Origin of the sequence: Actinoplanes derwentensis (assembly GCF_900104725.1) — a bacterium.
Classification (GTDB): domain Bacteria; phylum Actinomycetota; class Actinomycetes; order Mycobacteriales; family Micromonosporaceae; genus Actinoplanes; species Actinoplanes derwentensis.
The window spans coordinates 6,771,982-6,786,648 of sequence record NZ_LT629758.1 but is presented as its reverse complement, the minus strand read 5'-3'; the positions used below and the strand labels follow the sequence as shown (position 1 = coordinate 6,786,648).

The 14,667-nt window shown below is 67.6% G+C and carries 12 protein-coding genes; 9 read left to right on the top strand and 3 right to left on the bottom strand.

The genetic code is table 11. The features are described 5' to 3' along the window. Positions 1–58 precede the first annotated feature (58 nt). The gene (locus BLU81_RS29720; RefSeq protein ID WP_092548552.1) at positions 59–799 is read right to left on the bottom strand and encodes a M23 family metallopeptidase; all 741 of its coding nucleotides are present in this window, start codon (positions 797–799) and stop codon (positions 59–61) included. 351 nt (positions 800–1,150) lie between these two features. Here BLU81_RS29720 and BLU81_RS29715 point away from each other — a divergent pair, with 351 nt between their 5' ends. The 6 genes from BLU81_RS29715 to purH all read left to right on the top strand — a co-directional run bounded on the left by BLU81_RS29715 (position 1,151) and on the right by purH (position 7,592). Beyond that, positions 1,151–1,339 (top strand): hypothetical protein, encoded by a 189-nt coding sequence (locus BLU81_RS29715; RefSeq protein ID WP_092548549.1) that lies wholly within the window; start codon positions 1,151–1,153, stop codon positions 1,337–1,339. 471 nt (positions 1,340–1,810) lie between these two features. Continuing rightward, the gene (sucC, locus tag BLU81_RS29710; protein ID WP_092548546.1) at positions 1,811–2,989 is read left to right on the top strand and encodes an ADP-forming succinate--CoA ligase subunit beta; all 1,179 of its coding nucleotides are present in this window, start codon (positions 1,811–1,813) and stop codon (positions 2,987–2,989) included. Positions 2,990–2,993: 4 nt separating this feature from the next. Continuing rightward, entirely contained in the window at positions 2,994–3,875 is an 882-nt protein-coding gene (gene sucD, locus BLU81_RS29705; RefSeq protein ID WP_092548543.1) for a succinate--CoA ligase subunit alpha, read from the top strand. A gap of 106 nt (positions 3,876–3,981) precedes the next feature. Further along, positions 3,982–5,382, top strand: coding sequence for a cell division protein PerM (locus BLU81_RS29700; protein WP_092548540.1), 1,401 nt, complete (start codon positions 3,982–3,984; stop codon positions 5,380–5,382). A gap of 30 nt (positions 5,383–5,412) precedes the next feature. Then, positions 5,413–6,030: a phosphoribosylglycinamide formyltransferase gene (gene purN, locus BLU81_RS29695; protein ID WP_092548537.1), complete on the top strand. Its 618-nt coding sequence runs from the start codon at positions 5,413–5,415 to the stop codon at positions 6,028–6,030. Then, positions 6,027–7,592: a bifunctional phosphoribosylaminoimidazolecarboxamide formyltransferase/IMP cyclohydrolase gene (purH, locus tag BLU81_RS29690; protein ID WP_092548535.1), complete on the top strand. Its 1,566-nt coding sequence runs from the start codon at positions 6,027–6,029 to the stop codon at positions 7,590–7,592. The genes purN and purH overlap by 4 nt, the downstream gene beginning before the upstream one ends. Before the next feature lie 339 nt (positions 7,593–7,931). On the opposite strand, the gene BLU81_RS29685 is transcribed toward purH, so the two are convergent. Next, positions 7,932–8,849 (bottom strand): DUF559 domain-containing protein, encoded by a 918-nt coding sequence (locus tag BLU81_RS29685; RefSeq protein WP_092548532.1) that lies wholly within the window; start codon positions 8,847–8,849, stop codon positions 7,932–7,934. A 177-nt stretch (positions 8,850–9,026) separates the two neighbouring features. On the opposite strand from BLU81_RS29685, the gene mdh reads away from it, so the two are divergent. After that, positions 9,027–9,980: a malate dehydrogenase gene (gene mdh, locus BLU81_RS29680; protein ID WP_092548529.1), complete on the top strand. Its 954-nt coding sequence runs from the start codon at positions 9,027–9,029 to the stop codon at positions 9,978–9,980. A gap of 58 nt (positions 9,981–10,038) precedes the next feature. Here the strand turns inward: mdh and BLU81_RS29675 are convergent, their stop codons facing one another. Continuing rightward, on the bottom strand, positions 10,039–10,572 hold the full coding sequence (locus tag BLU81_RS29675; protein ID WP_092548526.1) for a hypothetical protein: 534 nt from the start codon (positions 10,570–10,572) through the stop codon (positions 10,039–10,041). Between the two features lie 131 nt (positions 10,573–10,703). Between BLU81_RS29675 and BLU81_RS29670 the strand changes: the two genes are divergently transcribed. Next, positions 10,704–11,924, top strand: coding sequence for an NADP-dependent isocitrate dehydrogenase (locus BLU81_RS29670; RefSeq protein ID WP_092548523.1), 1,221 nt, complete (start codon positions 10,704–10,706; stop codon positions 11,922–11,924). Positions 11,925–11,975: 51 nt separating this feature from the next. Beyond that, the gene (gene adhE / locus BLU81_RS29665) at positions 11,976–14,588 is read left to right on the top strand and encodes a bifunctional acetaldehyde-CoA/alcohol dehydrogenase (protein ID WP_269461113.1); all 2,613 of its coding nucleotides are present in this window, start codon (positions 11,976–11,978) and stop codon (positions 14,586–14,588) included. Positions 14,589–14,667 lie beyond the last annotated feature (79 nt).

The window sequence follows — 14,667 nt, the reverse complement described above, 5'->3', positions numbered from 1 at the left end:
GGGCGGAACCGATGAGCGTTTCCGGGTTTCGGACGAGCCTTGCGGGTAACGGGAGAGGTCAGGAAGCCTCTGCCGCGGCGATCCCGGCGTAGACGGATTCCATCTGAAGCTTGATGTCGACACCCCGGTCGCGCAGGAAGGTGATCGGGTCGACCGGATTGCCGTTCGCGTGCACTTCGAGGTGCAGGTGGTAGCCGTACGAGTAACCGGTGTTACCGACCTCGCCGATCACCTGACCGGCCTTGACGACGTCGCCCTGCTTCACCAGCACCCGCCGGGAGTGGGCGTACACGATCTCGGTGCCGTCGTCCTGCCGGATGGTGATGGAGTTGCCGTAACCGCCGCTGTACTTCGCCTGGACCACCGTGCCGGCGTGCACCGCCTTGTAGGGGGTGCCGTCCGAGGCCGCGAGGTCGATCCCGGCGTGCAACTGGCCGAACCGGACCCCGTAGCCGGAGGTGAACTCGTACTCGTCGAGGGGCAGCAGGTAGACGTCCTGTGCGGCCTCTTCGGCGCTGAGTTCGGTGTTGGCGCCACGGTCCTCACCGCGGGAGGCAGCGCTTTCGTCGGCGCGGTTCTCCAGGGCCTCGGTCGCGACCGAGGAACCACGGGACAGGCTCTGCAGGACTTCCGGGTCGAGTGCCTTGTTGTCCTGAAGGTTCGCGGAGGCTCCGAGAGCGACGATACCGGCGCCGACGAATGCCGAAGTGACGACGACCGCGTAGCGGCTGCGCGGAGGGGTGGGTACGCGACGCCGACCGCGATAGCGATCGGGCTCAGACGACAAGCGCTGGCGCACGAAGGATCCTCCGTCAGTGGCATTACGGCGACGCGGAACAAGTTCGGACCCCGAGAATTGGGTTGAACAAGTGACCGGCCGGGCTGTCGCTGTGGGGGAACCTGTGTGACAGCCGTGGCCACGGTAACGAAACGGCAGCCCCGTCACAAGTCGCAGCGCCAATTTCGTGACAGTTCCTGGTCTACATTGATCAGCTATTGTCCGAATTGGTTACGTTTTCCAAACCCTGTCGATTCAACGCTCTGTAGGGGTTTAAGAAACGGAAAGTAATGTGACCCAGGCAACTATTCCGCTTCGAGGCCCGCAGGCGCCGTTCGCCCGGGTGGCTGCTGCGGGGCCCGCTTTCGCAGGTTGCCGGAACTGTCGGCGGAGCGTGACACCGCCGTCACGGCGATATTCGGCGACGGCCTCATTCCGGAGGATGACATCACCGAATTGCAATCACTCGGCGTAGCCGCACTATTCACACCGGGTGCTTCGCTGGAATTCATCGCCGAATGGGCCGGCGCCGACATCAGCGGTCCCGATCGGATGAATTAACTGGTCAAGCGCAAGGGGAGAGGCCGGACGCACCCCTCACACGTCCGGCCTCTCTATGCGCGATGCCCCGCCGCCACCCCTCGACCGACAGGGCATCGGCCGCTTCCTTGCGGGGCGCCTGAGCGCTCCGACATCACACTCAACGACCCCCTACCGGGCGGGTTACGGCGCGTCCTCATGACTTTTTCGCCGATCCGGGCGCAACTCCCGGCAGACACTCCGGCCCCGGCCGCACCAACCGCCCCGGAGCAGCGATTTCGTCCCTCCGGTGTGCGGTCTTGCACACCGTGTACCCGCGCGGGCACGAAGCCCGATTAGGCCGTTAGTCTGCGGATGAAGGCCATTCGGCATCTCATGAGTGGCCGGACGATCCTCACGCTGGCGGCGCACGAGCGACGCGCCGCGCACACAACAGGTCGGGACGCAATGGTGCGGCTTGCCGGCGCTGGCGTCGCGAGCGAAAGGAGACACGTGGACCTGTTCGAGTATCAGGGGCGCGACCTGTTCGAACGGCACGGGCTGCCCGTGCTGGGCGGCGGCGTCGCCGAGACCCCGCAGGAAGCCCGGGCCATCGCCGAGCGCCTCGGCGGCAAGGTCGTCGTCAAGGCACAGGTGAAGGTCGGCGGCCGCGGTAAAGCCGGCGGCGTCAAACTCGCCGACGGCGCCGACGAGGCCGAGGCCCGCGCGGCCGACATCCTGGGCATGGACATCAAGGGCCACACGGTCCACAAGGTGATGCTGGCCGAGACGGCCGACATCGTGGAGGAGTACTACTTCTCCTACCTGCTGGACCGGGCCAACCGCACGTTCCTCTGCATCGCCAGCGTCGCCGGCGGCATGGAGATCGAGACGGTCGCCGAGACCGACCCGGACCGGGTCGCCAAGGTCGCCATCGACGCCAGCAAAGGCGTGGACGAGGCCAAGGCACGGGAGATCGTCGCCCTCGCCAAGTTCCCGGCCGACGTCGCCGAGCACGTCGTCGACATCGCGGTGAAACTGTGGCAGGCGTTCGTCGCCGAAGACGCCACCCTGGTCGAGGTCAACCCGCTCGCCAAGGTCGGCGACGGCCGGGTGCTGGCCCTGGACGCCAAGGTCACGCTGGACGAGAACGCCGGCTTCCGGCACCCCGACCACGAGGCCCTCGAGGACAAGTCCGCGGTCGACCCGATCGAGCAGGCGGCCAAAGCCAAGAACCTCAACTACGTCAAACTCGACGGCGAGGTCGGCATCATCGGCAACGGCGCCGGCCTGGTCATGTCGACCCTGGACGTGGTGGCGTACGCCGGCGAGAAGCACGGCGGCGTCAAGCCGGCCAACTTCCTCGACATCGGCGGCGGCGCCAGCGCCCAGGTGATGGCGAACGGCCTGGAGATCGTCCTCGGCGACCCGGCCGTCAAGTCGGTCTTCGTGAACGTCTTCGGCGGCATCACCGCCTGCGACGCCGTCGCCAACGGCATCATCCAGGCCCTCGCCCTGCTCGCCGAGCGCGGCGAGAGCGTCACCAAGCCGCTCGTGGTCCGCCTCGACGGCAACAACGCCGAGGCCGGCCGCGCCATCCTCGACGGCGCCAACAACCCGCTCGTCACGCGGGTCGACACGATGGACGGAGCGGCAGAGAAGGCCGCCGAGCTCGCGGCTGCGGGGAAGTGAACTAATGGCTATCTGGCTCACCAAGGACTCCAAGGTCATCGTCCAGGGCATCACCGGTGGTGAGGGCTCCAAGCACACCAAGCGGATGCTCGCCGCGGGTACCCAGGTAGTAGGCGGCGTGAACCCGCGCAAAGCCGGCACCAAGGTGGACTTCGACGGCACCGAACTCCCGGTGTTCGCCACCGTCGCCGAGGCGATCAAGGAGACCGGCGCCGACGTGTCGGTCATCTTCGTCCCGCCGGCCTTCACCAAGGCCGCCGTGCTCGAAGCCATCGACGCCGAGATCCCGCTCGCCATCGTGATCACCGAAGGCGTGCCGGTGCAGGACTCGGCGGCGTTCTGGTCGTACAACGTGGCCAAGGGCGAGAAGACCCGGATCATCGGGCCGAACTGCCCCGGCATCGCGTCGCCCGGCGCCTCCAACGCCGGCATCATCCCGGCCGACATCACCCCGCAAGGGCGGATCGGCCTGGTCAGCAAGAGTGGCACGCTGACCTACCAGCTCATGTACGAACTGCGCGAATTCGGGTTCTCCACCGCAGTCGGCATCGGCGGCGACCCGATCATCGGCACCACCCACATCGACGCGCTCCGGGCCTTCCAAGCCGACCCGGACACCGACGCGATCGTGATGATCGGCGAAATCGGCGGCGACGCCGAAGAACGTGCCGCCGAATTCATCAAGGACAACGTCACCAAGCCGGTCGTCGGCTACATCGCCGGCTTCACCGCCCCGCCCGGAAAGACGATGGGCCACGCCGGCGCCATCATCTCCGGCTCGGCCGGCACCGCCGACGCCAAGAAGGTCGCCCTCGAAGCGGCCGGCGTCAAAGTCGGCAAGACGCCGTCCGAAACCGCCCAGCTCATGCGGGACATCTTGAGCTGAGCACCACCATCGGAACAGCGCGCCGCCGACCGGGGAACGGCCCGATCGGCGGCGCGCCGTGCTTTCTGCATCGCCGTAGTGGCCACGGCATGGAAAAGTAGGCCCGATGCCCAGCACAACCGACCGGCCCAGCGGCTCGGAGGACCCGTTCGCGGTCGCCGAGGCGCTCCAGTCCGTCGTGCGCGACACCGCAGCGATCGAGACAGGCCGGCCCACCGAAGCCGTCGACGTCGGCACCCGCGACACCGTGATCGTCGACGAGACGATGCTCGGCCGCCACGACACCGTCCGCGTACCCACCCAGCGCCGCCCACCAGCCGGACGCCGGGCACCACTTGTCGTCGCGGCACTCTTCGCGACCCTCTGGGCCGCCCTGCTCAGCTACCTGCCGGTCGCCGCGGTCATCGGATTGGCCCGCACCCTGGAAGGCTCCGGAGGCCTCGCCGGAGCGGCACACGCCGGAGCCGCCGGCTGGCTACTCGGCCACGGCGTCCCGATCGGCACCTCGATCGGGCCACTCGCCCTCGCCCCACTACTGCTCACCATGCTGATGATCTGGCGGCTCAACCGGGCCGGACTACACGTCACCAGGGCGATAGGAGCACGGCACAGCGGCTCCATCGGCCGGGCACTGCTGGTCACCGTCGTGGTCGGTACGGCGTACGCCATGATCGGCGCCCTCACCGCCCACCTCGTCGACGGCCGCGGCACCGACGTCTCCACCGGCCGCGCCGCGGTGCACTTTTTGATCCTCGGCCTCCTCGGCACGATGCTCGGGGCACTACGCGGCACCGGAGCCGTCACCGCACTGGCCCGCCGGATCCCGCCCGCCCTACGACACGGCATCCGAACCGGCCTGATCGCGGCCTTCCTGATCCTCGGCACCGGCGCGGTCATCGGCGGCCTCGCCGTCGCCCTCGGCGGCGCCCAAGCCGCCAAAATCATCTCCGGCTACCAGACCGGCGTCGCCGGGCAAGCCGGCATCACCCTGGTCAGCATCGGCTACGCGGTCAACGCCGCCATCTGGGTCACCGCCTACCTCCTCGGCCCCGGATTCGCACTCGGCATCGACACCGCGATCGGCCTCACCGACGTCACCTACGGGCCACCACCCATGATCCCGCTCATCGCCGGACTACCCGAAGGCCCGATGGGCGCCACCGGGGCACTGCTGCTCGCCCTCCCGGTGATCGCCGGCGCCGTCGCAGGCTGGACCCTCACCCAACGACTCCGCTACGGTCGCGACAGTGCCTGGCGTGCCACCCGGAAAACAGCCGCCACCGAACCCGCCTGGACCCTCGTCATCCTGTCCGGCCTGCTGTCCGGCCCCGTCGCCGGAACCACCCTCGCACTACTCGCCTGGACCTCCGGCGGAGCACTCGGCTCCGGCCGGCTCTCCCACATCGGCCCCGACCCGATACAGGTCGGCGTGGTCGCCGCGATAGTCGTGGCCGTGTCGGTCAGCGTCGGCGCGGCCGCCACCCGGGCCTTCTCCCGCCGATCCTGAGCACATCACCAGGCGATAGGGTGTGCAAACGTGACTGACCCCGCGCCCGCCCGCCTGGTCGTCCTCATCTCCGGATCGGGCAGCAACCTCAAAGCTCTTCTCGAAGCGACAGCCGATCCGGCGTACGGGGCCACCGTGGTCGCCGTCGGCGCCGATCGGGACGGAATCGCCGGCCTGGAGATCGCCAGTGCCGCCGGTGTCCCGACCTTCGTCGACTCGGTGAAGACCTACCCGACCCGCGACGACTGGGACACCGCCCTCACCGGCCACGTCGCCGAACACCGCCCCGATCTGGTGATCTCGGCCGGCTTCCTGAAACTCGTCGGCAAACAGTTCCTGGACTCGTTCGGCGACCGGTACATCAACACCCACAACGCGCTGCTACCCGCCTTCCCCGGCATCCACGGGCCGCGGGACGCACTCGCTTACGGTGTGAAGGTCGCCGGAGCGACACTCTTCTTCGTCGACGCCGGCGTCGACACCGGGCCGATCATCGCCCAGACCGTGGTCCCCGTGCTCGACGACGACACGGAAGAGACCCTCACCGAGCGCATCAAGGTGGCCGAACGCGCCCAACTGGTCGACCACGTCGGCCGACTGGTCCGCGACGGCTGGACCATCAAGGACAGGAAGGTACGGATCCCGTGACCACCTCCGCAGAGGGGCGTCGTCCGATCAAGCGGGCGCTGCTGAGCGTCTGGTACAAGGACGGCATCGTCGAACTGGCCCAGGCACTGCACGCCGCCGGGGTACAGATCGTCTCCACCGGCTCGACCGCGTCGACCGTCGAGAAAGCCGGCGTACCGGTCACCCGCGTCGAAGAGCTGACCGGCTTCCCCGAGATCCTCAGCGACCGGGTCAAGACACTGCACCCGAAAGTGCACGCCGGGCTGCTCGCCGACCTGCGCCTGGACGGCCACGTCCAAGAACTGGCCGAACTGGGCATCGAGCCGTTCGACCTGCTGGTCAGCAACCTCTACCCGTTCACCGAAACGGTCGCCTCCGGCGCGGACGTCGAAGAGTGCATCGCGAAGATCGACATCGGCGGCCCGGCGATGGTCCGGTCTGCGGCCAAGAACCACGCTTCGGTCACGGTGGTGACCTCGGTCGACGCGTACCCGCTAGTGATCGCTTCTCTTGACGGAGGCGGGTTCACCCTGGCCGAGCGCAAGGTGCTCGCCGCCCGCGCCTTCGCGGACATCGCCGAGTACGACGTGGCCGTCGCCCGTTGGACCGCCGCCGCGCTGACCGACTCGGTGGAATGGCCGGCGTTCGAAGGGCTCGCGCTCAAACTCGAGAACACCCTGCGGTACGGCGAGAACCCGCACCAGCAGGCCGCGCTGTACATCGACGCAGCCGCGTCCGCGGGCCTGGCCCAGGCCGAACTGCTGCACGGCATCGAGATGTCGTTCAACAACTACGTCGACGCGGACGCCGCCTGGCGCAGCGCCAACGACTTCACCGAACCGTGCGTGGCGATCATCAAGCACGCCAACCCGTGCGGCATCGCGGTCGGGGCCGACGTGGCCGACGCACATCGCAAAGCGCACGCCTGTGACCCGCTGTCCGCCTACGGCGGCGTGATCGCGGTCAACCAGGAGGTGACCGTCGAACTGGCCAAACAGCTCGACGGCATCCTCACCGAGGCGATCGTGGCTCCCTCGTACCAGCCGGAAGCTCTTGAAGTGTTCCGTGCGAAGAAGAAGCTGCGCGTGCTCGCGGCGCCCGCCTGGAACCCGCCGCCGACCGAGATCAAGCAGGTCAGCGGTGGTGTGCTGGTGCAGTCCGCGGACCGTGTCGACGCGACTGGCGACGACCCGGCGAACTGGACCCTGGCCGCCGGTACTGCTCTGACCGGTACTGACCTCGCTGATCTGGTCTTCGCCTGGCGGGCCGTTCGTGGGGTCAAGAGCAACGCGATTCTGCTGGCCAAAGACGGTGCCACCGTCGGGGTCGGGATGGGGCAGGTCAACCGGGTCGACTCGGCGCACCTCGCGGTCAACCGGGCCGGAACGGAACGGGCCGCGGGCAGCGTGGCGGCGTCCGACGCGTTCTTCCCGTTCCCGGACGGGCTGCAAGTGTTGATCGACGCGGGTGTGAAAGCGGTCGTCCAGCCGGGCGGTTCGATCCGGGACGAGCAGGTGATCGAGGCGGCGGCGAAGGCGGGCTTGACTGTCTACTTGACCGGCACCAGGCACTTCTACCACTGACGGCTGCCGCACCAGCGCTGCCGACACCCGCCCTGCCCCAGCCCGAGCCCCGCTCACACCCCACCGTCATCACCTGCCTGAACTGCGGCTAGCCGTAGCTCAGGCAGGTAATCCGGCTAGCCGTAGCTCAGACGGCTTATACGGGCCGATAACCGGTCTGAAGTACGGCCGGGAAAGTCGAGCCGTAGCTCAGGCACCTTATGGATACGCCAGAACAGATCTGAGCTACGGCTAGCCGAAAAAAGGGGCTGGGTGTGGGGTCGGGGGGTGGTGAGGTGACTGGGTGCCTGGGCCGGTTGGATGGTCTGGCCGCCGCCTACCCAGGGTAAGCGGCGGCCACTATCGGTGACGGGGCAATCTGACGCTGTGTGACGTTTCGGCGAGTGCCGCACCGATGGTCCGTGCGGTCTCGTCGGGCCGGCGGATGACGTCGTCCGCAGTGAATCGCAGCACGGTCCATCCCGCCATCCGGAGCGCGTTGAAGCGCCCGACGTCGCTACGGAACTGTTCGCGGTCCCGATGGTGGTCGCCTTCGTATTCGACGGCGAGCCGGATCTCGGGCCATGCGAAGTCGACCCGCCCGATGAAGCGCCCGGCCACGTCACGAACCGGATGTTGGCTGACGGCAGGTGGCAGGCCCGAGTCGATGATCACCAGTCGCAGGCGGCTTTCCATCGGTGATTCGGCGAGTGGGTCGGCGATTTTCACGAGTTCCGCGAGTCGCGCCGCGCCCGGCCATTTTCGCCGGTCGGCGAGCATGCGCTGAAGTGCCGGCTCCTGAAGCAGGCCGTGGTGGAGCATCGCGTCGAGGGCGGCGAGTGTCTCGTCGTGGCTGTGGCGGCGCCCGAGGTCGAACACGGTTCGTTCCGGTGTGGTGACGCGCAACCCGTCACGGACTGTCACGTCCGTCGCGGCGAGGGTGGTGTAGTGGGTGAGGAGGAGTGGTTCGGGGCGTAACCGTGAGGTGCGGGGCGAGACCACTGTGACCGGTGTGCGGGGTGGCAGTGTGGTGACCCCCCACAGGACGGCGGCGCTGGGGCCACCGATCGCGGTGTCGTCGGGCAGGGCCAGCATGGCGGCTGCGCACCAGGCCGGATGGTCGAGTTCGGTGTGCTGGTGTGTGTAGACGTCGGGGAGGATCCGGCGCCAGTTGGGTCCGCTCAGCATCGCCTTGGTGATCAGTCCGGCGGCGATGGCTTGGGATCCACGGAAGGGCCGGCCGCGGAGTTGTGGTGGTGTTCGGGGCGGACGGGACACCGGCCAAGGATGCTGCGGCCTGGCGTCGGCGGGGGTTGTGCCTGTGGATGAACCGGCGTTGTGGACAGCCGGTGGTGGATAGTGGCTTAGGTCCCGTTCAGTGGACCGGCTCGTAACGGGCCGTTAACCGGCTGATACGGTCGCGAAAAATCGCCAGGACACTGGGAGAGCAGAGCTATGGGCAAGAAGGTAACCGTCGTAGGCGCCGGTTTCTACGGGTCCACGACCGCGCAGCGTCTCGCCGAGTACGACATCTTCGAGACAGTGGTCCTCACCGACATTCTCGAGGGCAAGCCTGCGGGCATCGCGCTCGACCTCAACCAGTCCCGTGCGATCGAGGGCTTCGAGAGCAAGGTCGTCGGCGCTTCGACTGACCCGGTGACCGGTGCGGGTTACGAGGCCATCGAGGGTTCCGACGTGGTCGTGGTGACCGCTGGTCTGCCGCGTAAGCCGGGTATGAGCCGGATGGACCTGCTCGAGGTCAACGCCAAGATCGTTCGCCAGGTCGCGGAGAACATCAAGAAGTACGCGCCGAACGCCGTCGTCATCGTGGTCTCGAACCCGGTCGACGAGATGACCGCGCTGGCCCAGCTCGCGACCCAGTTCCCGAAGAACCAGGTCTTCGGCCAGGCCGGTGTGCTCGACACGGCCCGGTTCACCAACTTCATCGCCGAGGAGCTGAACGTTCCGGTGGCCAGCGTGAAGGCGCTGACGCTGGGTTCGCACGGCGACACCATGGTGCCGGTCCCGTCGCGCTGCACGGTCGACGGCAAGCCGCTCTCCGAGCTGCTGTCGGCGGAGAAGATCGAGGAGCTGGTGGTCCGGACCCGGAACGGCGGCGCCGAGGTCGTGGCGCTGCTGAAGACCGGTTCGGCTTACTACGCCCCGTCGGCCGCCGCGGCCCGGATGGCGAAGGCCGTCGCCGAGGACTCCGGCGTGGTGCTGCCGGTGTGTGCCTGGGTCGACGGGGAGTACGGCATCTCCGGCGTCTACCTGGGTGTCGAGGCTGAGCTGGGTGCCCAGGGCATCAAGAAGGTCGTCGAGGACAAGCTGACCGACGCGGAGATCGCGGGCCTGAAGGAGGCCGCCGAGGCGGTCCGGGCCAAGCAGGCGGACGTCGCGAAACTCTGATCCGTTTTCCGAGAAGAGGCCGGGGCTTTCGCCCCGGCCTCTTCTCGTGAGGCTGTGACTAGGGGGCCAGGATCACCGCGGCGATCATCGTCGCGATCAGGACGGCCACCACCGGCACGATCATCATGAGGCGCAGGGTCCGGTCGCCGAACCGGTCACGGAGCCCTTCGTTGAAGACCACGAACGGCACCACCACCGACGGGAGCAGCCCGCCCAGCCCGCCGTTGCGTGCTCCGGCCACGAACGCGGCTCCGCCGGGCCCGGTGACCGCTGCGGCGAGTGTGTCGTTGTAGCCGCCTGGGAAACAGGCGAGCGTGATCGGCGCCAGCAGGAGCAGCAGGCCCAGGCAGAGTGCGGGCGCGGTGGACCGGCCCATCAACAGCAGGACCGCCCAGAGCAGACCGAACGGGGCGAAGTAGAACACCCAGCCGATGACGGCCATGGCCCCGAGGTGTCCGCCGGTGGCCCAGCGGGACATGCTGACCAGGGCTTGCACGGTGTATCCGCCGGTCAGGAACAGCCCGATCAGCAGCACGACGATCAAGGTCAGGGCCCACCAGCGGTGCCGGTCCCACCAGGCATCGGAGATCACCGCTAGATGCTAATTCGCCGTTCCGATTCGCCTGAGCCTGGGATGGTGAACGGGGCCGCCCGGCGATCTTCGGTGGCCGGGCAGTACGCTCGTACTGCTAAGCATGTGTTTCGGGAGAGGAGCGCTGGCCGATGGCGAAAATCAAGGTCAAGAACCCGGTCGTCGAGATCGACGGCGACGAGATGACCCGGATCATCTGGAAGCAGATCCGTGAGCAGCTGATCCTGCCGTACCTGGATGTCGAGTTGGAGTACTACGACCTGTCGATCCAGTACCGGGACGAGACCGACGACCAGGTCACGATCGATGCGGCCAACGCCATCAAGCGGCACGGCGTCGGCGTCAAGTGCGCGACGATCACGCCGGACGAGGCGCGCGTCGAGGAGTTCGGCCTGAAGAAGATGTGGCGGTCGCCGAACGGCACGATCCGCAACATTCTCGGCGGTGTCGTGTTCCGTGAGCCGATCATCATGAGCAACGTGCCGCGTCTGGTGCCGACCTGGACGAAGCCGATCATCATCGGCCGGCACGCCCACGGCGACCAGTACAAGGCGACCGACTTCGTCGCGCCGAAGGCCGGCAAGTTCACCGTCACCTTCACGCCGGACGACGGCTCCGAGCCGATGGAGTTCCACGTCACGGACTTCCCGGCTGGTGGCGGTGTCGGCATGGCGATGTACAACTACGACGAGTCGATCCGCGACTTCGCGCGCGCCTCGTTCCGGTACGGCCTGGCCCGCAACTACCCGGTCTACCTCTCCACCAAGAACACGATCCTGAAGGCCTACGACGGGCGTTTCAAGGACCTGTTCGCGGAGATCTTCGAGACCGAGTTCGCGGAGAAGTTCTCCGAAGCCGGCATCACCTACGAGCACCGGCTGATCGACGACATGGTCGCCGCCGCGCTCAAGTGGGAGGGCGGCTACGTCTGGGCCTGCAAGAACTACGACGGTGACGTGCAGTCCGACACGGTGGCCCAGGGCTTCGGTTCGCTCGGCCTGATGACTTCGGTGCTGATGACCCCGGACGGCGACACCGTCGAGGCCGAGGCCGCGCACGGCACGGTCACCCGGCACTACCGGCAGTGGCAGAAGGGCGAGAAGACCAGCACCAACCCGATCGCCTCGATCTTCGCCTGGACCGGTGGCCTCAAGCACCGCGGCAAGCTGGACGGCACCCCCGCGGTGACCGAGTTCGCCGAGACGCTGGAGCGGGTCTGCATCGAGACCGTTGAGGGTGGTCAGATGACCAAGGACCTCGCCGCGCTCATCGGCCGGGACGCCCCGTGGCTGTCGACCGACGAGTTCATGAACGCGCTCGACGAGAACTTGGCCCGCAAGCTCGGCGCCTGATTTCTCCAAGAACAGCAGAAGGTCCCGCCATCGGCGGGACCTTCTGCTGTTCTGCGTCACGCACCTTCACGACGACGATGGGAGTCGACGAAGGAGCGTGAGATGAACGAGATCGACGGTCTGGTCGGTAATGCGGAGAAGGCGTTGACCAGCTACGCCGACTTCACTCAGGAGCAGGTCGACCACATCGTCGGCAAGGCTTCGGTGGCGGCGCTGGACAGGCACGGTGACCTCGCCCGGTTGGCGGTGGACGAGACCGGCCGCGGCGTGTTCGAGGACAAGGCCGTGAAGAACATCTTCGCGTGTGAGCACGTCACCAACAGCATGGCCGGGATGCGTACGGTCGGCATCATCAACCGGGACGACGTCGACGGCATCACCGAGATCGCCGACCCGGTCGGTGTGGTCGCCGCGGTCACCCCGGTCACCAACCCGACCTCGACCACCATCTTCAAGGCGCTGCTCGCGCTGAAGACCCGCAATCCGATCATCTTCGCCTTCCACCCGAACGCCCAGTCGTGCAGTGCGGCGGCGGCTCTGGTGGTCCGGGACGCGGCGATCGCGGCGGGTGCTCCCGAGCACTGCGTCCAGTGGGTCGTGCAGCCGTCGATCGAGGCCACGTCCGCTCTGATGAACCATCCCGGGGTGGCGACGATCCTGGCGACCGGTGGCAACGCGATGGTCCGGGCCGCCTATTCGACCGGCAAGCCGGCTCTCGGTGTCGGTGCCGGCAACGTGCCGGCCTATGTGCACCCGACCGCCGACGTGGTCCGGGCCGCCCATGACATCGTGGTGTCGAAGACCTTCGACAACGGCATGATCTGCGCCTCCGAGCAGGCCGTGATCCTGGACGTCTCGATCGCGGAGCAGGCGCTGGCAGAGTTCCGCCGACTGCACGCCCACCTGGCGACCGCGGACGAGACCAAGCTGCTGCGCGACTTCGTCTTCCCGGACGGCCGAAAGCTCAACGCGGCGGTGGTCGGGCAGTCCGCGGCCTGGATCGCCGAGCGGGCCGGATTCAGCGTCCCCGACGACACTTCGATCCTGCTCGCCGAGATCAGCGAGGTCGGCCCGGCCGAGCCACTGAGCCGGGAGAAGCTTTGCCCCGTGCTGGCGGTGCTCAAAGCACAGGACGAGGAGCAGGGGATTTCGTACGCCGAACAGATGGTCGAGTTCCACGGGCTCGGGCACAGCGCGGTCGTGCACGCCAAGGACGCCGCCTTGTCGGAGCGGTTCGGCAAGCGGATGAAGGCGGTCCGGATCATCTGGAACGCGCCCGCCTCCCAGGGCGGCATCGGCGACATCTACAACGGTTTCCGCCCGTCGCTGACCCTCGGTTGCGGTAGTTACGGGCACACCTCGGTCTCCGACAACGTGTCCGCCCTCAACCTGCTCAACATCAAACGGATCGGCCGTAGGACGAACAACATGCAGTGGTTCAAGGTGCCCGCGAAGATGTACTTCGAGCCGCACGCCATCCGCTATCTCCGGGACATGCCGGAGGTCAGCCGGGTCACCGTCGTCACCGACCACACCATGACCAAGCTGGGGTACGTCGACCGGATCAGCAATGTGCTGCGTGAACGTCCCGAGCCGGTGACGATCCAGGTGATCGACGGGGTGGAGCCGGAGCCGAGCATCGACACCGTTCGTACCGGCGCCGCTCTGATGCGCTCTTTCCGCCCGGACACGATCATCGCTCTCGGCGGTGGCTCGCCGATGGACGCGGCGAAGGTCATGTGGCTGCTCTACGAACACCCGGACGTCGACTTCGCGGACATGAAGGAGAAGTTCTTCGACGTCCGGAAACGGGCCTTCAAGTTCCCGACTCTGGGCAAGATCGCCAAGCTGGTCTGCGTGCCGACCACATCCGGTACGGGTGCCGAGGTCACGCCGTTCGCGGTCATCACCGACACGGCGACCGGCCAGAAGTACCCGCTCGCCGACTACGCCCTCACCCCGAGCGTGGCGATCATCGACCCGCACCTGACCGCCGACCTGCCGCCCGTGGTGACCGCGGACAGCGGTTTTGACGCGCTGACCCACGCCACCGAGGCGTACGTGTCGGTCTACGCCAGTGACTTCACCGACGGTCTGGCCCTGCACGCGATCAAGCTGATCTTCCAGAATCTGGAGCGGGCGGTCACGCGGGGTTCGGACGACCCGTCGGCCCGGGAGAAGATGCACAACGCCGGGACCATCGCGGGCATGTCGTTCGGCAACGCGTTCCTCGGCATCGTGCACGCGATGGCGCACACGCTGGGCGCGAGTTTCCACGTGGCGCACGGCCGGACCAACGCGATCCTGCTGCCGCACGTGATCCGGCACAACGGCACCGTCCCGGCGAAGCTGAACAGCTGGCCGAAGTACGAGCGGTACATCGCCCCGGAACGCTTCCAGGACATCGCCCGGCACCTCGGACTCCCGGCGGACACCCCCGAGCAGGGCGTCGAGTCGTACGCGGTGGCCGTCGAGAGGCTTCGGGACGCGGTCGGGATCCCGCCGTCGTTCCAGGGCGCCGGCGTCGGCGAGCAGGAGTTCCTGGACGCGCTGCCGCAGCAGGCGATGAACGCCTACCTGGACCAGTGCGCGCCGGCCAACCCGCGGATGCCGATGCTGGCCGACATGGAACGGATCATGAAGAACGCCTATTACGGGTCGTGACCCCGGGTCGGCGCGGATCGTTCGACAGGCGAAGGGGAGCTTTGTCCCGGGCTCCCCTTCTGCATCGATCGAAGGTTAT

Bases quoted from the DNA above. Each gene is read 5' to 3' on its own strand.
- sucD (WP_092548543.1), top strand. From the start codon at position 2,994: ATGGCTATCTGGCTCACCAAGGACTCCAAGGTCATCGTCCAGGGCATC.
- BLU81_RS29700 (WP_092548540.1), top strand. From the start codon at position 3,982: ATGCCCAGCACAACCGACCGGCCCAGCGGCTCGGAGGACCCGTTCGCG.
- mdh (WP_092548529.1), top strand. From the start codon at position 9,027: ATGGGCAAGAAGGTAACCGTCGTAGGCGCCGGTTTCTACGGGTCCACG.
- BLU81_RS29670 (WP_092548523.1), top strand. From the start codon at position 10,704: ATGGCGAAAATCAAGGTCAAGAACCCGGTCGTCGAGATCGACGGCGAC.